Annotated in this window: 17 protein-coding genes; 8 read left to right on the top strand and 9 right to left on the bottom strand. The window is 66.7% G+C overall.

Features of this window, described 5'->3' with window-relative positions:
- The 4 genes from ASD93_RS15460 to ASD93_RS15445 all read left to right on the top strand — a co-directional run bounded on the left by ASD93_RS15460 (nucleotide 1) and on the right by ASD93_RS15445 (nucleotide 3,227).
- Nucleotides 1-648 (top strand): dihydrofolate reductase family protein, encoded by a 648-nt coding sequence (locus tag ASD93_RS15460; RefSeq protein ID WP_056125059.1) that lies wholly within the window; start codon nucleotides 1-3, stop codon nucleotides 646-648.
- Nucleotides 645-1,106 (top strand): SRPBCC domain-containing protein, encoded by a 462-nt coding sequence (locus ASD93_RS15455; RefSeq protein ID WP_056125058.1) that lies wholly within the window; start codon nucleotides 645-647, stop codon nucleotides 1,104-1,106. Before ASD93_RS15460 ends, ASD93_RS15455 begins: the two co-directional genes overlap by 4 nt.
- Nucleotides 1,107-1,227: 121 nt before the next feature.
- On the top strand, nucleotides 1,228-1,926 hold the full coding sequence (locus ASD93_RS15450; RefSeq protein ID WP_082569427.1) for an ABC transporter ATP-binding protein: 699 nt from the start codon (nucleotides 1,228-1,230) through the stop codon (nucleotides 1,924-1,926).
- Nucleotides 1,923-3,227 carry an ABC transporter permease gene (locus tag ASD93_RS15445; protein WP_056125053.1) on the top strand — a complete coding sequence of 435 codons (1,305 nt, stop codon included), beginning with the start codon at nucleotides 1,923-1,925 and terminating at the stop codon, nucleotides 3,225-3,227. Before ASD93_RS15450 ends, ASD93_RS15445 begins: the two co-directional genes overlap by 4 nt.
- A 79-nt stretch (nucleotides 3,228-3,306) precedes the next feature.
- Here the strand turns inward: ASD93_RS15445 and ASD93_RS15440 are convergent, their stop codons facing one another.
- A complete protein-coding gene (locus tag ASD93_RS15440) occupies nucleotides 3,307-4,668 on the bottom strand; it encodes a serine/threonine-protein kinase (RefSeq protein WP_056125050.1) in 1,362 nt (453 codons plus the stop codon).
- Nucleotides 4,669-4,879: 211 nt separating this feature from the next.
- Here ASD93_RS15440 and ASD93_RS15435 point away from each other — a divergent pair, with 211 nt between their 5' ends.
- A complete protein-coding gene (locus ASD93_RS15435; RefSeq protein ID WP_056125048.1) occupies nucleotides 4,880-5,887 on the top strand; it encodes a TIGR00341 family protein in 1,008 nt (335 codons plus the stop codon).
- Between the two features lie 66 nt (nucleotides 5,888-5,953).
- Here the strand turns inward: ASD93_RS15435 and ASD93_RS15430 are convergent, their stop codons facing one another.
- The 6 genes from ASD93_RS15430 to ASD93_RS15405 all read right to left on the bottom strand — a co-directional run bounded on the left by ASD93_RS15430 (nucleotide 5,954) and on the right by ASD93_RS15405 (nucleotide 14,450).
- A complete protein-coding gene (locus tag ASD93_RS15430) occupies nucleotides 5,954-7,117 on the bottom strand; it encodes a mandelate racemase/muconate lactonizing enzyme family protein (RefSeq protein ID WP_056125045.1) in 1,164 nt (387 codons plus the stop codon).
- An 80-nt stretch (nucleotides 7,118-7,197) separates the two neighbouring features.
- The gene (locus ASD93_RS15425; RefSeq protein WP_056125042.1) at nucleotides 7,198-8,991 is read right to left on the bottom strand and encodes a glycoside hydrolase family 35 protein; all 1,794 of its coding nucleotides are present in this window, start codon (nucleotides 8,989-8,991) and stop codon (nucleotides 7,198-7,200) included.
- Between the two features lies 1 nt (nucleotide 8,992).
- Complete coding sequence (locus tag ASD93_RS15420) at nucleotides 8,993-9,919, bottom strand: carbohydrate ABC transporter permease (RefSeq protein WP_056125166.1); 927 nt, start codon at nucleotides 9,917-9,919, stop codon at nucleotides 8,993-8,995.
- On the bottom strand, nucleotides 9,919-10,878 hold the full coding sequence (locus tag ASD93_RS15415) for a carbohydrate ABC transporter permease (RefSeq protein WP_056125040.1): 960 nt from the start codon (nucleotides 10,876-10,878) through the stop codon (nucleotides 9,919-9,921). The genes ASD93_RS15420 and ASD93_RS15415 overlap by 1 nt, the downstream gene beginning before the upstream one ends.
- A 76-nt stretch (nucleotides 10,879-10,954) precedes the next feature.
- Nucleotides 10,955-12,283 (bottom strand): ABC transporter substrate-binding protein, encoded by a 1,329-nt coding sequence (locus ASD93_RS15410; RefSeq protein ID WP_056125036.1) that lies wholly within the window; start codon nucleotides 12,281-12,283, stop codon nucleotides 10,955-10,957.
- Nucleotides 12,284-12,353: 70 nt separating this feature from the next.
- Nucleotides 12,354-14,450 (bottom strand): beta-galactosidase, encoded by a 2,097-nt coding sequence (locus ASD93_RS15405; RefSeq protein ID WP_056125034.1) that lies wholly within the window; start codon nucleotides 14,448-14,450, stop codon nucleotides 12,354-12,356.
- A 189-nt stretch (nucleotides 14,451-14,639) separates the two neighbouring features.
- Between ASD93_RS15405 and ASD93_RS15400 the strand changes: the two genes are divergently transcribed.
- From ASD93_RS15400 to ASD93_RS15390, 3 genes are all read left to right on the top strand, one after another.
- Nucleotides 14,640-15,725 (top strand): LacI family DNA-binding transcriptional regulator, encoded by a 1,086-nt coding sequence (locus tag ASD93_RS15400; protein ID WP_056125032.1) that lies wholly within the window; start codon nucleotides 14,640-14,642, stop codon nucleotides 15,723-15,725.
- A gap of 90 nt (nucleotides 15,726-15,815) precedes the next feature.
- Nucleotides 15,816-16,898: a pectin acetylesterase-family hydrolase gene (locus ASD93_RS15395; protein ID WP_082569424.1), complete on the top strand. Its 1,083-nt coding sequence runs from the start codon at nucleotides 15,816-15,818 to the stop codon at nucleotides 16,896-16,898.
- A 62-nt stretch (nucleotides 16,899-16,960) separates the two neighbouring features.
- Nucleotides 16,961-17,947 carry an aldo/keto reductase gene (locus tag ASD93_RS15390; RefSeq protein ID WP_056125026.1) on the top strand — a complete coding sequence of 329 codons (987 nt, stop codon included), beginning with the start codon at nucleotides 16,961-16,963 and terminating at the stop codon, nucleotides 17,945-17,947.
- A gap of 131 nt (nucleotides 17,948-18,078) precedes the next feature.
- Here ASD93_RS15390 and ASD93_RS15385 read toward each other — a convergent pair whose 3' ends face one another.
- Together ASD93_RS15385 and ASD93_RS15380 are read right to left on the bottom strand one after the other, a co-directional pair.
- Complete coding sequence (locus ASD93_RS15385) at nucleotides 18,079-18,789, bottom strand: triose-phosphate isomerase (RefSeq protein WP_162253405.1); 711 nt, start codon at nucleotides 18,787-18,789, stop codon at nucleotides 18,079-18,081.
- Nucleotides 18,790-18,796: 7 nt separating this feature from the next.
- The gene (locus ASD93_RS15380; protein ID WP_056125021.1) at nucleotides 18,797-19,600 is read right to left on the bottom strand and encodes a DeoR/GlpR family DNA-binding transcription regulator; all 804 of its coding nucleotides are present in this window, start codon (nucleotides 19,598-19,600) and stop codon (nucleotides 18,797-18,799) included.
- Between the last annotated feature and the right edge of the window lie 78 nt (nucleotides 19,601-19,678).

The raw sequence follows: 19,678 nt of genomic DNA, 5'->3' as shown, positions 1-19,678 counted from the left end.
ATGACTCGCGTTCGCATCGACCTGTTCGCTTCGCTCGACGGCTACACCGCCGCCCCCGATCCCGCAGTGGCCAATCCGATGGGTGAGGACTGGGGGCCGCTGACCGCCGCCTACGCGGCGACGAGGACATTCCGCCGCAAGGTCTTCGGCGATACGACCGGTGCCGGGACGACCGGAATCGATGACTCCTACGCGATCGCCTTCTTCGAGGGGGTCGGGGCGGAGATCATGGGCGCCGCGATGTTCGGGCTCCACGCCAATCGTGATGATGAGGGCTGGAAGGGGTGGTGGGGCGACGAACCGCCCTTCGGCTGCCCCGTCTACGTCCTCACGCACTCCGCGCCGCGTCCCCGCATCGAGATGGCCGGCGGCACGACCTTCCACTTCCGCAGCGGAGCGATCGAGGAAGTCCTCGCCGAGGCCACCGACGCCGCCGAGGGTCTCGACGTGCGCGTGGGCGGCGGCATCCGCACCGCCCGCGAGTTCCTGCGCGCGGGACTCGTCGACGAACTCCACGTCGCGATCGCTCCGATCGTCCTCGGCCGCGGCAACCGCGTGTGGGAGGACCTCCGGGGACTCGAGCACACCCACTCGGTGACGACCGTCGTCGCCGAGAGCGGCACCATCCACGTGACGTTCGCACGATGAGCGACGATCACCGCCTCGCCCACTCCAGCTTCACGCTCACGCGCGACTACCCCGCCCCCGTCGCACACGTGTGGCGCGCGTTCGCCGAGGAGGACCGCAAGCGCAAGTGGTTCGGCGACGGCGACACCTTCGATCGCCGCGCGTGGGCGTTCGACTTCCGAGTCGGCGGCCGCGACATCGACGAAGCGAAGTTCCACGGCGGCCCCGTCTCGCGCTACGAAGGCGTCTACACCGACATCGTCGACCAGGTCCGCATCGCGAGCACCTACGACATGTGGCTCGACGGCATCCACATGTCGACCTCGATCGCCACGTTCGAATTCGAGCCGGTCCCCGGAGCCACGCGCCTCACGCACGTCGAGCACGGTGTCTTCTTCGACGCCTTCCACGCAGACGCCGCGCAGCGCGAAGAAGGCATGCGCGGTCTCCTCGAAACGCTCGCGCTGCACATTCGCTGAGGGGAACCTACAGATTTCGCTAGCTTCTCTAGCGAAACTCCGCCGAGCTACTTACCATCGAGAACGTCACTCGCGACGGATGAAACAGGATGCTGGAAGCCAGCTCGCCCCCAGGAGACGAATGAACACGCCGCTCATCTCAGTCCGGGACGTGCACAAGTCCTATGGGCGAGGCCAGAACCGCTTCGACGCGCTCAAGGGAGTGAGCTTCGACATCCACGAGGGCGAGAGCATCGCGATCGTCGGCAAGAGCGGATCGGGAAAGTCCACGCTCATGCACGTGCTCGCGCTGCTCGATGCCCCTACGTCCGGCACGGTCGAACTCGAAGGCGTCGACACCTCCACGCTTCGTGGTGGACGGCTCAATCGCACGCGGAACAAGACCTTCGGGTTCGTGTTCCAGCAGTTCTTCCTCACCGGCAACTCCAGCGTCCTCGAGAACGTCATCCTCCCGCTCAAGATCGCCGGCGTGGGCCGCTCCGAGCGACGCCGCCGTGGTCACGCCGCGCTGGAGCAGCTGGAGCTCGATGACAAGGCGAAGAACAAGGCCGTGAATCTGTCCGGCGGCCAGAAGCAGCGCGCGGTGATCGCGCGCGCACTGGTGAACAACCCGCGGGTGATCTTCGCCGACGAGCCGACGGGGAATCTGGACACGACTACCGGCGCGATCGTGGAAGACATCCTGTTCGCACTGAACCGCGAGAACGGCATCACCCTCATCGTCGTGACCCACGATGATGAACTCGCTGCTCGATGCGATCGCCGCCTCTTCATCCGCGATGGCCTGCTGGTCGAGGACTCGGCGGCGGTTGCCGCATGAGAACCGTCGACCTCATCGGCTCCGCCGTCTCCAACACCTTCCGCTCCAAGACCCGCACGATTCTGACGATCCTCGCCATCTTCGTCGGCGCCTTCACCCTGACGCTCACCAGCGGACTCGGAACCGGCATCAACGCGTACATCGACGACACTGTGGCCTCGATCGGCGCCTCCGACGTCATGACGGTCACGCACACTCCCGAAGGGGCGACCGGAGTCGATGCCACCGACCCCGTCGAGTACAACCCGGACGCCATCGCCAGCGGCCAGCCCGGCCCTCCCGGCACGACGGTCGTGGCCCTCACCCCTGAGGACCTCGAGACCGTCGCGGGGATCGAGGGCGTGACCGACGTCGTGCCGACGCTCTCGATCACTCCCGACTACATCCAGGCCGGCGACGGCACGAAGTTCGTGATCGGCGTCGGGACGCTCGTCGCCGGGCAGACGATCCAGCTGGTGTCGGGCGCCGCGCCCGACGACGGCTCCTCCGAGGCGCAGGTGGTGCTGCCGATCGCTTTCGTCGAGCCGATGGGCTTCGACGACGCCGAGAGTGCGATCGGGCAGACAGTGTCGATCACGATCACGGATGCCGAGCGCACGCAGCACGTCGTCGATGCGACGGTCGTCGGCATCGCAGAGGAGGGCCTGGCCACCCCGACGGGAGCGAGCATGCTTCCGAACACGGCGCTCAGCGATGAACTCTACGCCGCGCAGAACATCGGCCTGCCCGCCGAGGACGTGGAGCGCTACGCACAGGCGAGCGTCTTCTTCGACCCCGCCGCCACCGACGACGAGGTCGCCGCGCTCAAGGACCGCCTCGCCGACGCCGGCTTCACCGGGTCGACCGTCGCCGACCAGCTCGGCCTGTTCAAGACGGTGATCGACGGGATCGTGCTCGTGCTGAACGCCTTCGCCATCATCGCGCTCCTTGCCGCGAGCTTCGGCATCGTCAACACGCTCTTCATGTCGGTGCAGGAGCGCACCCGTGAGATCGGACTGATGAAGGCGATGGGCATGGGCAACGGTCGCGTCTTCAGCCTGTTCAGCCTCGAAGCGGCCTTCATCGGGTTCCTCGGCAGCGCCATCGGAGTCGCGATCGCGATGCTCGCCGGGTCAGCGCTCAGCTCCGCCCTCTCGACCTCTCTGCTGGCGGACCTGCCCGGACTCACCATCATCGCCTTCGACCCGCTGTCGATCGTCGGGATCATCGTCGTGGTCATGCTCATCGCCTTCCTCGCCGGCACCTTGCCGGCCGCGCGCGCAGCACGCGCGGACCCGGTCGACTCACTCCGCTACGAATAGGAGTCAGCGGGCGCGTGGGTCGACCCCGAAAAGCCAAGAGGTGAGCGCCAGACGACTAGGTCGACGACTGGTCCGAGGTCTACCTGTCGCGGTTCCCGCGCTCCTTCGCGGCATCTGCGGGCTTGCCGTTCGCGGGCTCCCGCTGGGCGGGCCCGTCGACTGCCTCGTTCTTCTTGGGCTTCGGCTCGACTTCGGGCTCCGCTTTCGGCTCGTCGTCTTTCGGCTTCGGCCCGTGCTCGACCTTGAGCGGGTCAGTGTCGGTTCGTGTCACCGAGCCGGGATCGACGACCTCGTTCGAGGATGGGGTGTCCGAGGCAAGCTCGACAGTTGCCGGGGACAGCGCGGGGTTCAGGGCCATTTCTTCGGCGAGACGGTCGACAACGAGACGCGGGGCGGGCGTCGTGCCGGTCGATCCCGCCACCATGCCCGGGATGCACACCAACGCGACCGCGAAGAAGGATGCTGCCGCGCCGGCGCCGATCCATGCCCCCGGACGATGGCGGCGGCGAGCGACTTGGGTGGGCGTCGGTGCAACCGGGCGACGGCGCATGGGTGCAGTGTCGGCCGGGACCACCGACTGCGGGAGCACAGCGGTCGATGCGGGGCGGGCGGCGCTCGCGGGCAGCGTCGAGACGGTGTCCAGGACCTCGAGAGCCGTGGGGCGTGCCGTCGGGTCGGACAGGGTCATTCGTCTGACCAGATCCGCCCAACCGGGGTCGACGTCGCTCGGGATGGCGGGCGGCTCCAAGAGCCTCGCCATGACGGCGCCGATTCCCGACGCGTGCCCGAACGCTCGCTCCCCGGTCAGGGCTTCAAGGAGAACCAGGCCGAGCGCGTAGGTGTCCGAGGCTGCTGAGCTGGCCTCACCTCGGACCTGCTCCGGCGCGAGGTAGGCCGCTGTACCCGTCACCATTCCCGGAGTGGTGACGGATGTCGCATCCGCCAGCTGCGCGAGCCCGAAGTCGGCGAGCTTCACCCGGAAGAAGGTGTCGGGTCGCGGGGCGGGAGCGAGGAGGATGTTCGACGGTTTGATATCGCGATGCACCAGTCCGGCGGCATGAACGACCGCGAGTCCGGAACCCAATTCGCGGGCCAGGTGCGCCACCTGCGCCATCGAGAGTGGCCCGTCCCTCAGGAACCGGGAGAGGTTGGGGCCGTCGATGTACTCCATCACCAGGTAGCGACAATCGCCGGGAGCGAGGTTCGCCTCCAACAACGTCACGAGGGAGGGGTGATTGAGTCGGGCGAGCGCGCTGACTTCCCGATGCGCGCGCACCGGAGAGGCCAGCACCTCCGCCTCATTCCTCAGCAGCTTGATGGCGACAATGCGTCCGAGAAACGTGTCCTCGGCTCGGTACACCGTGGCCATCCCGCCCTCGCCGACGCGCTCATGAAGCTGGTAGCGGGCGTCCAGAAGAGCCACCGTCTGGGGCGGTTCCATCGGAAGTGTCACGCTGAAGTCCTCCCCCCGCTCTGCAGCAGCATTGGCGCCGACTGCCGCAAAAGTACACGCCGAGGGCGCGGCGAAATGCCGGGTTGACAGCGGACCCGGGAGCACTCCGGCAATCGGCGCGCGCAGCCCGGTCGGTCGGTCTCGGGATGAGCATCCGGCAGCGATGCCGTTCGCGGCGTGAGTGGGCCAAGATATGCGCATGGCGACTGTTTCAGGAATCCTCGGGACTCTGGTCCCGCCGAGTCAGCGTCAAACCGCTGCCGACGTGACCGAGGCGCTCGATCTCGGCTCCGGCGACCGGGTGGGAAAACGCAGCGGCTTCCTCATCATGCTCACGCTCGCCGGCATCGTGGCGATCGCGGGCGTCCTGACGGACTCCACGGCGACGGTCATCGGCGCCATGATCATCGCGCCACTGGGAACACCGATCCTCGCGATCGGCCTCGGCATCGTCACCGGTCATCTGAGCCTGGTGGTGCGATCGATCCTCTGGGTCCTCGGAGGCGTGGCGATCGTCATCGTTCTCGGCTTGTTCTTCTCGATGTTCGTGGCCACACCGCAGAGCCTGGAGAGCAACTCGCAGGTGCTCGGGCGCACGTCGCCGAGCTTCATGGACCTCGTCGCCGCACTCGCCACAGGATTCGCGGGCGGATTCGCCATGTGCCGCAAGGACCTCAGCGCCGTCCTTCCCGGGGTGGCCATCGCGATCTCGCTCGTTCCCCCGCTGGGCGTTGTCGGCGTGTGCGCAGGTCAGGGGCTGTGGGCCGACGCGGCCGGCGCGCTGTGGCTGTTCCTCTCGAATGTGGTCGCGCTCGTCATCGCCGGCAGCATCGTCTTCACCCTCGCCGGCTACGCCCGCGAGCCAGGTTCGTCACGGGTCGCCAACCGCCGCCGCGCGTACCTGATCGTCAGCGCGTTGATGGTCGTCATCGCCATTCCGCTCGCCGTCAACTCCGTCGTGTCGATCGCGCTCGCACGCTGGTCGGTGACGATTCAGCAGGCCACGACCGACTGGCTCGCCGACGAGGCCGGCGCGCGGGTGTACGGCGTCGACTGGTCGGGAGCGAATGCGACGGTCGAGATCACGACCGAAGACGGCTCGACACCTTCCATCGAGGCGCTGCGCACATCGCTCGCCGGCGTGCTCCCGGGAGTCGTGGGCGTCTACATCGACGTCGGGCAGGGCACCGAGATCAAGATCCGATAGGTTCTGTTCTCCGCACGACGGCGCGTGACGGAGCATCCGTGCAGTCGGGGCACCTCCGCGTCACCATCACCGGACCTCTTCGCGTCGGTCCACTCCGGTGACCAGGCGAAGGCCGGCGCGTGCGGGGCGGACGTGCGGCCCCTCAGCAAGGAGCCAGCTCGCGGACGTCTGATTCCGCTCGATCGCCCCTTCGTCTACGGATACTCCGTGCCCCGGAGTGTCGCCGAGCACGATGCCGCCGTCGACGATCTCCTGATCGATCGTGAGTCCGAACGGGGAGCCGAGATCCTGCACTTCGATCGAGAGATGATTCGGAGCGGATGCCGCGGCATGCGCGACGGCTTGATTCGTCGTGAGTCCGACCGGACTGATCGGGAGGTCGCGCGAGTGCGCGACGGCCGCGACGCGAAGGAAGTGAGTAACCCCCCACGTGCATCCGACCTGTACGACGTCGACGCCGTTCGCGTCGAGGAGCGGGCGAAACTGCTCGAGCCCCGAGAGGTTCTCGCCTGTGGCGACGGCGGCTCTGATGGAGTTGGACAGCCGCGCATGCCCTGGGGCATCCCACCGGCGCAGCGGCTCCTCGATCCACGTGAGGTCCATCTCGCGCTCGATGTCAGACACATAGCGGACCGCCTGTTTGAGGTTCCATGACTCGTTCGCATCGAGCATGAGCGCAGGTTTCGGGGTATTGCGCTTCAAGGCGTCACGGACGATCCGCAATCGCCGCAGGTCGGCATCGAGGTCGAGGCCGCCCTTGAGTTTGCCGCTCGTGAAGCCGCGGTCCGCCATGACGGAGTAGAACTCGGCGAGCTGTTCGTCGTCCAGCGCGATATCCAGACCCGAGGCATATCCCTCGACGAATCGATCTCGGGCACCGAGCAGGCGCCACAGCGGCTCTCCGGCGATCTTGGCCTTGAGATCCCAGAGCGCCATGTCCAGAGCGCCGATCGCCCCGAAGGTCGCCCCGTTGTGGCCTGCCTTGAACACGCGAGCGAGCATGCGGTCGTACAGCGCTGCCACCGCGCGCGGATCCTCGCCCTCCAAGGCGGGGAACAGCTGGTCGAGATTCTGGTCCGATCCCATGCCGATCCCCTCGATCCCCTCGTCGGTCTCGAGGATGACGATCGGCACGTCCGTGACGCCGTTCTTCAAGAAGCCGTTGACGTCCCCGATGGGCCGCCCCCAATCGCGAAATGTGCGGAGACATCGGTAGCCGGTGATCTTCATATCGTCCTTCATTCGTGAGCGCGGGAGAGGAACGGATGCCGCCTCGCTCGGCCCGGATCATGGAGCGACCGCACCGCCGCTCACTCGTCCCGGTAACCCAGCAGCGGGGAGTGACGGAAGTGGGCCGTCGCCGCAGCGACATGTTCGAGTTCGAGGATGACGAGGTGATTCGAGCCCGCACGGGTGACGGGAGCGGGGACGTAGAGCGTTCGCTGCGGTCCCTCCGACCAATACCGCCCGAGGTGGAATCCGTTCACGAACGCGAACCCCTTCGCCCAGCCTGTGGTGTCCAGAAACAGGTCCGACCGCTCCTCGAGCACGAAACCGCCGCTCAACGCGACCGGGCCGACCACGGGGCTCTGCGTTGCCTCATCCGCCGTCCGGCAGTCGTCGACCTGGACCTGGCGGGCCATCGACTCGACATCGATCGTGGTGGCCCGCCACCCCTGCAGCGGCTGCCCACCCAGATGCACCGATCCGATCAGTCCCTTCGGCTCGCCGATGTGGCTCGCGTAGTTGACCCGACCCTGATCCTCGACGAGCACCGTCAGAAGGCGACCCGGGGCAACGGCGACCGCCCGATCATTGCTGCGTCGGCTCAGCCGCTGCGGGGGCCCGTCGTCTACGCGCACCCACGCGAGATCACGCACCTCACCGAATTCGAGCAGCTGAGGCGATGTCATCTCCGGCAGGTCGACCTCGTACCTGACCAACGCACCATCGAACCCCAGCTCGTCGAAGGTCGGCGGCGAATCGGACCGGGTGCCGGATTCCCCGGCGACAGGCATCCAATCTCCTGCGGGGTGCAGCTCGACGGTGACCTGCGGTGAGGGAGACCCTGTCGCAGGCAGCTCGTCAGGCACGCTCGCATACCGAGCGATGACCTCACGGAAGGCGAAGTACTTCGCGGTCGGGCTGCCGGCTTCATCCAGCGGCCCGTCGTAGTCGTAGGACGTGACGATGGGGTGGTAGCGACCATTGTCGTTGGCGCCGTTCGTCAGTCCGAAGTTGGTCCCACCATGGAACATGTAGAAGTTGACGGATGCACCGGCGGCGAGCATCGACTCGAGCTCCGCGGCAGCCTCGGCGGGATCGGTCGTGTGGTGGTGGCCGCCCCACCGGTCGAACCATCCGTCCCAGAACTCCATGCACATCAGGGGCCCGGTCGGCTGGAACTCGCGGAGAGTGGCCAGCCTCTCGGATGCACGGGACCCGAACGAGCCGGTGAGGTGGACGCCGGGCACGCTGCCGTCACGGAGCATCTGCGGCTGCGGTTGATCGACGGTCGTCAGCGGGACGGTGATCCCGGCGTCGCGGGTGACCGCGACCAGTGCCTCGAGATAGTCCTTGTCGGCGCCGTAGGCTCCGTACTCGTTCTCGATCTGCACGAGGACGACGTTCCCGCCCCGATGGATCTGGCGTGGGCCGACGATCTCGTAGACGCGCCGGAGAAAGCGGGACGCCTCGGCAAGATAGCCGCGCTCAGAGCTTCGCAGGCGGATCCCGTCGTCGGCGGTCAGCCAGACGGGCAGTCCGCCGTTCGCCCACTCCGCGCAGATGTACGGACCCGGCCGCACGATCGCATACAGCCCCTCTTCGGCGACGGCATCGAGGAACGCGCCGAGGTCGTTCCAACCCGAGGCATCCCACTCGCCCCGGATCGGCTCGTGTGCGTTCCACGCCACGTAGGTCTCGATCGAGTTGAGCCCCATGAGGCGCGCCTTGCGGATGCGGTCCGCCCACTGGTCAGGATGAACGCGGAAGTAGTGGATGGCGCCGGACAGTACGCGGAACGGCTCTCCATCCAGCAGGAAGTCGGTGTCCCCGATGGTGAAGGATCGGCCGTTCGCCGATGCGTCGTCAACGCCGCGCATATCAGCCCTTCACGCTGCCGGTCGCCAACCCGGACTGCCAGTAGCGCTGAAGGAAGAGGAAGGCGACGATCAGCGGGACGATGGCGACGAACGACCCGGTGATGACCGTGGAGAACAGCGCCTGGGTTCCACCGCCGGCCGTGGCAGCGGCCTGCAACTGCGCGAGACCGACGGTGATCGGGTAGAGCTCCGATGTGTTGAGCATGATGAGGGGCAGGAAGTAGTTGTTCCACGTCGCGACGAGCGAGAAGAGAAAGACCGTCACCAGTCCAGGCCCGAGCATGCGCAGACCCACCTGCCAGAAGATGCGGAACTCCCCTGCTCCGTCGACACGCGCCGCCTCGATGAGAGTGTCGGGGATGGCGTCCGCAGCGTAGACGCGCATGAGGTACACCCCGAACGGGCTGACGAGGGAGGGAATGATCACCGCCCAGGGGGTGTCGGTGAGACCGGCCTGTGAGAACAGCAGATAGGTCGGCAACGCCAGAGCGGTGAGCGGGATCATGACGGCGCCCAGGGTCGCGCTGAACAGCACCTTCTTGCCCGGAAAGTCGTACTTCGCGAACGCGTAGCCGGCCATGGCCGAGAGGACGGTGGCGCCGAAGGCGGCCGTCACGGAATAGACGACCGTATTCAGGAGCCACCGGGTGTAGAGGCCGCCGCGGATGGTGAACAGCGTCTGCAGGTTGTCCCAGAGCGAGAGCTCCGGAGCGAACCACAGCCCGAACGTCGAGAACAGAGCGGAGTTGTCCTTGGTCGAGGACACGAACAGCCACCACAGCGGAACGATGAAGTACAACACGCAGAGCCACAGCAGCACGGTGAGCAGGATGCTGCGCCGACGCGCTGGGTCGTAGTGCCGGCTTCCGCCGCGACGATGACGGGGCGTTCCGGGAGCGACGAGAGCCCGGGTCTCGGTGACTGTCATCACGCCCCCTTCCGCTCGCGGCGCGCGCTGCGTTCGGAACCGAGTTGGACGAAGTACGAGATCACCGCGATCACGAGTCCGAGCAGGAACGCGACAGCGGCCGCGTAGTTGAGCTCCTGGTTGACGAACGCGAGGTTGTACGCGTAGTAGTTCGGAGTGAAGGAGTTCGTGATCACGGTCGGTGCGATCGTGTTCAGGAGGCTCGGTTCGGCGAACAACTGGAACGAGCCGATGATCGAGAAGATCACGGTGAGCATGATCGCGGGGCGGATGGCGGGGATCTTGATACTCCACGCCAGGCGGAACTCGCCGGCGCCGTCGATTTCGGCCGCCTCGTACAGTTCTCCGGGAATGGCACGGAGGGCCGCATACATGATGATCATGTTGTAGCCGATGAACTCCCACGTGACGATGTTCATCATCGAGAAGAGGATGTTTCCGGGCGACAGGAAGTCCGGTGTGCCGAGGCCGACCGCCCGTGCGATCTGGGCGATCGGGCCGAAGTCCGGGCCGTAGAGGTAGCCCCACATCAGCGTGGCGACGACCGCGGGCACGGCGTACGGCATGAAGATCAGCAGTCGGATGCCCTTCGATCCCCTGGCCCGCATGGTGTCGAGCGCCAGGGCGAAGAAGAGCGCGAGGCCGAGCATGATCGGCACTTGGACGATGAAGAACAGCCCCACCCGGCCCAGGCCGCCGAGGAACTCCGGGTCGGTCAGCGCGCGGGCGTAGTTGTCGAGGCCGGCGAAGACCTCGCCGCCGATGAGCTTGCTCTCGAAGAGGCTCAGATAGCCGGCGTAGACGAGCGGGATGACGAGCATCGTGATGAACACGACGAAGAACGGGACGAGGAAGAGGTACGCCGCCAGGTACTGCTTCCGCTTTGTCGGACTGGTGCGCCGCGTCACTGCGGACTTCCCGGTGGTGCGCGCGACCGTGAGCCTCGATGCATCCGACACGGTGACTCCCTCGAAGAATCGATCTGGATCCGGTTGTGGGGCGCCCGCCGCGCTGCGACGGGCGCCCAGTCCTGGTTTACTCCACGGTGAAGCCCTGGTCCTCCGCGTAGGAGACGATCTGCTCCTGCCACGCATCGAGGGCGGCAGCGATGTCGCCCTTCTCGGCGATGACCGTACCAACCGTCTCCGCGTAGGCGGAGTCCACGTAGTCCATGAACGGCAGCCACTGGAAATCAGGGTCGACTGTCGTCGAGATCTCAGCGAACAACGCGTTCACCTTCTGTCCCCCGTAGAACTCCGACTCCTGATCGATGAACGCCGGGTCCTCGAGCACGGAGACCTGCGGGGGGAAGAGGAACTGCTCCGTCGCCAACCTCAACGCGGACTCGGGGTCGTTGTTGACGAACTTCGCAAGCTCGTAGGCGGCGATGGGGTTCTCGGTGTCAGCGAGGACCGCATCCGAGGAGCCGCCGAAGTTGCCCGACACCTCGGTACCGGCCTCCCACTGCGGCAGCGGCGCCGCGCGCCACAGCCCAGAGGTCTCCCCCGCTGTGCCCGACAGGAAGACCGGCGCCCAGGCGGCCGTGAGCCACCCGGCGTACGTGCCGTTCGCGAACTTCTGGAACCACTCGTCCGTGAAGTCGGGATCTGTGGAGATGAGGTCGTCCTGGATCAGCCCGGCCCAATAGTTCGCCACCTCCTTGGCCCGATCGCTGTTGACATTGATGCTCACTGTCTCCTTGCCGTCGTACGAGAACGGCTTGACTCCGGCCTGCCAGAAGAAGCCCTCCATCTGGGCAGCTGACGTCGGGGCGACGTTCGAGATGTACGAACCGGTCTTCTCCTTCACCGCCTTCGCCGCCGCAGCGTAGTCGTCGTATGTGGCGGGGGGTTCGGTGATCCCCGCCGCGGCCAGGATGTCCTCGCGATACAGGTTGCCCATCGGTCCGACGTCCTGCGGAATGGCCCACACCTCATCGGCGGGCGACACCTGGTCCCACGACCAGCCCACGTAGTCGTCCGCGAGGTCATCGGCGCCGTAGGGCGCGAGGTCGAGCAGCGACTCGGTCAGCACGAACGAGGGGATGTACGGGTACTCGATCTGTGCGACATCGGGTGCGCCTTCACCCGCTTCGATGGCGGTGCGCAGCTTCTGGTAGTGCGCGAGGCCCTGGCCCACGTTCTCGACCTTGACCGTGATGGCGGGGTACTTCGCCTCGAAGAGATCGACCTGATTCTGGATGTCGGGAACCCACGTCCAGAAGGTCAGCTCGGTCGGGGTGGTCATCGCCTCGTCGATGTCGGCCTGGCTGATGCCCGTGGCGCTCGGGGTGGTGTCGCCCCCGCCGCCGCTGCAGCCGGCGAGGACCAGACCTGTGACCGCAATGCCTCCCAGCAGCGCCATCGCTGTTCTTGGTGCCTTGTTCATGGTTGCTCTTTCTTGTTTGGGTGTCGGATCTCGTGATCCCGGAGTCTCACCGGCTGACGAATGCTCGCGTCGACCATCCCTCGAGTGAGAGTGCGGTACCCGCCTCGAGCGGGCCACCCGTCACCAGATCTGTGACGGGACGTGAAAGTGTCACTTCTTGTTGCGGCCATCCCCAGTTGAAGACGAACCAGGCCCGGCCGCCGTCGGGCAGGGCTCCCGACGACACCGTGACGGGGAGGGATGCTGAACCCACCAGTTCCGATGCGATCGCCGCGGGGACGATCCACTCGATGATGCGAGCGGCCAGCTCCGGCGAGGGCACAGTGCCCACCACCGTGATGCGCCCGGAACCGAAGCGATGAGTCGTCACCGCCGGGAAGTCGCCGAATCGTGGGTGCTCATAGGTGGCGAGCACGTCCGCGCCTTCCGCGATGAGACCGTCGATCCACAGTTCCGCGGCCGCGGCATCCGTCTGCAGCCGATCGGTGCCGACGACGGGGATCCTCGCCTCGAGGTTGGAGTACTCGTCGTAGCGAACTCCGGCTGCCTCGTGCAGGCCCGCTGGCGACACGGCGATGCGTGCGCGTGCCTCGTCATCGGCGTAGCCGGTGCGGATCCCGAGGACGAGATGACCGCCGTGCTCGGCGTACTCGCGGAGGAGCGCGAGGTCGTCGTCCGTCGAGATGTAGAGTCCTGCCGCGATGAGAACCGGGAATCGCTCGGCCAGCTGCGCCGCACCCATCCCGCGGGCCTGATCGACGTGGAGGATGCGCGCTTGACGGCCGGAGTCGACGACTCCCCGGTGGAATGCGTCGATGATGCGCTCATAGGCCGCGTCGTCGACCTCGCCGGCGAGGCGGAACGGCGGGGCGAACTGCAGGGCGAATCTGCTGTCGTTCGACCACAGGATGGCCACGTCGGCATCCGGCTCGTACCCATCCAGGGCGTTGCCGATCTTCTCGAGCGAGGAACCGAGCTGCGAGAGTTCTTCGTAGATGCGACCGGGAATGAGACTGTGCGGCAGAACTCCGCCCCAGTAGGTTTCGGCTCCGTAGTGCAGGGTGTGCCAGTGCCAGTACTCGATCATCGCCGCTCCGCGGGAGATCAGCGCGAACGCGGACTGGGCGAGCTGGCCGGGGTACGGCGGGAAGTTCGTGTCGGACCCGCCGATGGACTGCGCGTTCGTCTCGGTGACGAGGAACCGCGACTGCTGAGACGAGAACAACCGGTCTGCCTGTCGGAACAGGCCCGCCACGCCTGTGGTCGGCCAGCTGAGCGCGGGCACTTCCTTCATTGCATCGAGGCGATCCTGCATTCCGTAGTACGGGTTTCCCGCTGTGATGTCCAGCCGCTCGTTGAGCTTCTCGTCGTCGACGGCAGGACGGGGGTACTGCAGGCAGGTCATCACGAACTGGTCGTCTCGCCGGTATTCGCGCACCAGACCCGCCTGCCAGGCGATGAACTCGGTCGTCAAGCTGGCCTGGAAGCGACGCCAGGCGAGGTCGTACTGGGGGAAGGAGTTCCCATCGGGCCGCCAGAGCTCGGTCCAGTCATCGAGCCTGTGTGACCAGTACGTCAGGCCCCACTCGTCGTTCAGCGCTTCCACGTCCAGGTATTGCCGCTCCAGGCGATCCCGGAACTCCTGGAAGACGTGCTCGTTGTGGAACAGTTCGAGCCCAGGCTCGTTGTCGACCTGGAACCCGATGACCGCCGGGTGGCGGGCATGGCGGTCGAGAATCGCGCGAATGACCCGCTCCGCGTAGACGCGGAAGACCGGGTGCGCGAAGTCGATCTCCTGACGGGCACCCCAGGCAACCCGCTGCCCTGTCTTGCGCTCCGCGGCGATCTCGGGGTGCGCGACCTGCAGCCATGGGGGCACCGCGTAGGTCGGGGTGCCGAGAATCACTCGGATGCCGCGAGCATGCGCACCGTCGAGGACCGGCTGGAGCCACTCCAGGTCGAACTCGCCGTCGCGCGGTTCCCATGTCGACCACACCGACTCGCCGACGCGAATGACAGTGAACCCTGCCGCCTTCATGAGGTCCAGATCGAGGTCGAGACGCTCGCCTACGTGGTACTCCGCGTAGTAGGCGGCGCCGAAGAGGACGCCGGTCGGGCGGTAGGCGGCGGAAGACGAGTCCATCGAGGCAACTCCGTTGTCACTGGCGGAACGTGTGTGTGTGGAATGTAGCGCGAGATGTTTTCGAAAACAACGGTCTGGGACCAGAATGTTATCGATAAACTCCAGATTGACGTTTGGCCATCGCAGAGCCGACACGTCGGATGATGACGCCTGCGCGACGGCTAGGGTGGATCAACCCCGGAGGAAGTCATGGATTCGGAGCTCGCGGACACATCGAGTCAGGCCGACGCGTGGGAAGCCGCCGCAGATGAGACGAGCGGTGCGTCCTCGCTCTCCAAGCCGGCCACGATCTACGACGTGGCAAGGCGCGCCGGCGTGTCTCACCAGACGGTGAGTCGATTCCTCAAGGGCTACCAGGGAATCCGGCCGGCGACACGGGACAAGGTCGTCAGTGCGCTGGATCAGCTCGGTTATCGGCCGAACCTCACAGCCCGCTCTCTGAAGAGCGGGCGATCGCACCGCATCGCTGCGCTGACGCACGAGATCAACCAGATCGGGCCGAGCAGGATCGTGCAGGGCGCGAGCACGGCTGCACGTCAGGCCGGCTACCTCCTCGACATCATCGCCCTGGACATGGGCGATCCGGCCGCCATCCAAGAGGCTCTCGATCTGGCGGCTCAGCTGGACGTCGCCGGCGTCCTGGCGTTGGCGTCAACCGACGAGATGGCCGAGGCATTTCAGCACACGGACTTCCGGGTCCCGGTCGTGTTTGCGACGGAGGTGAGCGACTCCGTGGCGGGGCAGCCGAGCGAGCTGACGTCCGCGGGCTTTCCTGCTTTGATCTCGCACCTTCGGGATCTGGGGCACGAGCGAATTCTCCACATCGCCGGCCCGGCAACGTGGTCCGCGGCGCGCAACCGCACCCAGGCCTTCGATTTGGCACTGAGCGCCAGCGGGCTTCTCCCCGTCGGCCAGGTGAGCGGCGACTGGTCGGCATCCTCTGGCTACCGAGCGATCCGGGACGCCCCCCACCTGTTCGGTGCGACGGCCGTTGTGGCGTCCAACGACCAGATGGCGCTCGGTGCGATTCTCGCGCTGACGGAAGCGGGTCTGAGAGTTCCGGATGACGTCAGTGTGACGGGCATCGACGACATCCCCGAGGCGGCGTTCTTCCGCCCACCGCTGACCACACTCAGACTCGACTTCGAGGAAGCCGGCGCGATCGCCGTGGACAAGCTTCTCTCCTCGATCGAGGAGATTCCCCGCCCGACGAGCGATCCCTCACGGATGGCGCCCCTGATCGTCCGGGAGTCCACAGCACCTGCACGGACATGAATCTCAGACGTCAGCTCTCTTCTCGCACGCTCGCCGAGATGACCCCAGACGCGACGTGCGGCGAGCGTCGGCATCAGGCATCCTGAGTCAATGGCGACCGTCCGGCGTTCCATCGGCAGGCGCGCTGCACGCGGCGCCCTTCTGGGGTTGGTCACGTTGGCCGTGATTCTCAGCGGGTGCAGCTCGAAGCCGGGACTGGAATGGACCCGCGTCACACCAGGCGGGGACTGCCAATGCGCCGACGGAAGCGAATTCGCATTCTGGGAGTGGCGGGCCGACCCCACCAGGGTGGTGATCTTCCTGAACGGAGGCGGCGTCTGCTGGGACGCCGCGACGTGCGCGCTCACGGGCGACCACGGCGAGAGCGACTTCTACGACTGGAGCATCCAGGGGACGGAACCTGAGAATCGCAGCGGCATGTTCGACATCACCCGAGGCGACAATCCCTTCTCCGAGTACTCCTTCATCTACGTCAGCTCATGCACCGGCGACGCGCATCTCGGCAACGTCACGCAGGACTACTCGTCGAGTCTGACCGTCGAGCATCGTGGATATGTCAACGGCACCGCTGCGCTGGCCTATCTCGCCGAGAACTACCCCGACGCCACCGAGGTCATCGTCGTGGGCAAGACCGCTGGATCCGTAGCGGCGCCGATCTACGGGGGCCTCGTCGCCGACCTCCTCCCCGACGCCACGGTCACCGTGTTCGGCGCCCAGTCCGGCGCCTGGCCCGACGACCAGCGTTTCAACGCCGACATCCTCGAGGGGCAGTGGGGCGCGTACAGCGCGATGCCCGACTGGGCGGTCGCCGGACTCGGCGTGCGGGAATGGGGCGTGCCACGATTTTGGAGTCAAGCCGCCAGACACGATCCGCGACTCGTGTTGGCCCGCTTCGACTTCGCCTTCGATCCTCAAGCCGCCTCCGAAGTGACCCGCTGGATCGGCGCGGAAGACTCAGATCTGCTGGAGATCATCGACGACAACGAGGCGACGATCGAGGCGAGCGGGGCGACCCTTCACAGTTACACAGCACCGGGCGCCGACCATCAGATCTTCGAGCCGAACAAGTTCTACGACCTCGAGGTGAACGGCGTCCGGCTCGTCGACTGGCTCGACACACTGGTCACCGCCGATCCGCCTGCCGACGTCCACTGTGACCAATGCGGACCATGACTCGGGACCCAGTTCCGACCACACCGCGGACGACGACGCCACAGCGAGTAAGGAGCAGCACGATGCACACACGCACCCTCGGACAGGGCCTGCAGGTCTCCGCCATCGGACTGGGCTGCATGGGCATGTCACAGAGCTATGGCCCCAACCCCGGCACCCGCGAAGACATGATCGCGGTCCTCCGATCTGCTGTCGACCTCGGCGTCACCTTCTTCGACACCGCCGAAGTGTATGGGCCGTACGTCAATGAGGAACTCGTCGGCGAAGCCCTCGAGCCGGTCCGCGACCAGGTCGTGCTTGCGACGAAGTTCGGCTGGGACATCCAAGACGGCGCCAGCGTGGGCCTGAACAGCCGTCCCGAGCAGATCCGACGCGTCGCCGAGGCATCCCTCACACGGCTCCGCACCGACGTGATCGACCTGTTCTACCAGCACCGCGTCGACCCCGACGTTCCCGTCGAAGATGTCGCCGGCACCGTCGGCGACCTGGTCGCTGAAGGCAAGGTGCGCCACTTCGGGCTGTCCGAGGCATCCGCTCCCACAATCCGCCGCGCCCACGGTGTCTTTCCGGTGACCGCGTTGCAGAGCGAGTATTCGCTGTGGACCCGGGACCCCGAAACCGAGGTCCTGCCCACCCTCGCTGAGCTCGGCATCGGCTTCGTCCCGTTCAGCCCTCTCGGCAAGGGGTTCCTCACCGGCACCGTCGACACCTCCACCACGTTCAGCGACGACGACATCCGCCGCCGTGTGCCCCGTTTCGAGGAAGAGAACCTTGCCGCGAATCGGGCGGTCATCGATCACGTCAAGGAACTGGCCGCCGCCAAGGATGTCACTCCGGGCCAGATCGCCCTGGCGTGGCTGCTCGCACAGCACCCGTGGATCGCGCCGATCCCCGGCACCCGCCGCACGTCCCGCATCGAGGAGAACGCCGCGGCGACCACCGTGGCGCTGTCGGCGGACGAACGAGACGACCTCGACGGTCTCACCCGCCGACTCACCGTCCAGGGCGATCGGTACAACGCCCAGCACATGGGCTACCTCGACCGCTGAAGGCCGGTGACGAACGCCCGTCGAATCGCTGCACTGCGTGCCACGATCTAGGGCACCTTGATCGATGAACGGCGGCTCGTTGACCCGAAGAACGGCCTCGTGGCCGGGCGGACAGGCGAACTGCCCAGGTGTCAGCCGCCGGCGGAAAGTGCCTCGTCGTAGCCTCGGCGCGCCGCGCGGATGAACTGCGCCGCGGCATCCGTCGGCGACGCCGCGCGCAGCACTCCCGACGTCGATCCTGTCCCCTGCGCACCGCTGCGCATGATCCGGTAGGCGTCCTCCGGGACGGCGACGCCTCCTGCGTGCATCATGAGGACCTCGGGAGCGACCTCGCGGACTCGCCGGTCGATCGGGCGGATCCAGGGACGGTCGCCGCCGCCGGCTCCGCCGATCAGCTCCGGTGGCTCGTAGAGCACGATCGTGGGATCGAGCCGGGCCAGATCGAGCGCCTGCTCATCGGTACCCGCGCACACCATCGTCATGAGTCCGCTCTCGGACGCACGGCGGACGGTTCGCGCCAGCGTCGTGGGATCGAGGGGACTGCTGTCGTGGTTCAGCATGACGCCGCGCGCGCCGGCATCCACGAGGGACTCCGCCGTGATCCGGCCGACGCTCGGCCCGGGCTCATCGTCATCCATCGTCTGCGCGAACACGAACACGTCGGGCACCGCGCGCTGGACCTGCGCGATGAGCGGCGCCGGTACGGTGACGATGACCGACACGCCGTTCTCGTCGCCGGCGCGAACGGCGGCGAGGGCGACCTCGATGATCGCCGGCAGTCGGAGCAGGTTCTTCGGGCCGATCTCGAAGAACGGCGCGGAGAGCCGGGAGTCTGCCGACATCACGGCCTCACGCCGTACGCACGAGGGCCGGGCTGGGCTTGACGATGACCACGCGCACCGTCGCGGGCATCGCGGCGATCGCCTCGTTCTCGGGCTCGGCATCGGTGACGACGACGTCGACATCCTCAAGCCCAGCTACGCGAGACATCAGCACCCGGTCCAGCTTGGAGTGGTCGAACGCCAGCACGACGCGGTCGGCCCGCTCGAGGGCGAGACGCTTGCCTGCGCTCTCGTCGGGGTCGTAGTCGGTGAGGCCTCGTGCGGGGTGTACGCCGCTGATCCCCATGACGTACGTGTCGACGTTGTAGTGCCGCAAGTCGTCGGCCATTGTGGAACTCGTGGTGACCATCTCGGACGACTTCACGCGTCCCCCGAGGAGGAAGATATCGACGGTCGGCTCGTGAGCGAGCTCCGCGGCGATCAGCAGACTGCGGGTCAGCACTGTCAGGGTCTTGCCCGTCCCTCGGAGTGCGTGAGCGACGGCGAGTGCCGTGCTCCCGCCGTCGAAGTACACCACCTCGTCGTCGGCGATGAGCTCGGCCACGGCGCGTCCGATGTGAGCCTTCGTCTCGTGTGCGGTGTCAGCGCGGGCCGAGAGTTCTGGTTCGACGCTCTTCGGGTCGACCATGACGGCGCGTCCGCCGACGAGACGGCGCACGACGCCGTCCTCCTCAAGTGCCTCCAGATCGCGACGGATCGTCATCTCGGAGACGCCGAAGTGCACGGCGAGGCTCGGGATGTCGACCTCGGCGCGATCGCTCATCAGCGACTCGATCGCAGCACGCCTGCGCTGCGGTGCACGACCGCTCATCGGATCTCCTGCCCCTGTCTGCCCGGCGTCGGAGGGAGGCTCCGGCACCTGTCCGAGAAACTATCACACCGGGTCAGG

Origin of the sequence: Microbacterium sp. Root180 (genome assembly GCF_001428485.1) — a bacterium.
In the GTDB taxonomy this organism is placed as follows: domain Bacteria; phylum Actinomycetota; class Actinomycetes; order Actinomycetales; family Microbacteriaceae; genus Microbacterium.
This window is presented reverse-complemented; position numbering and strand designations above follow the sequence as displayed.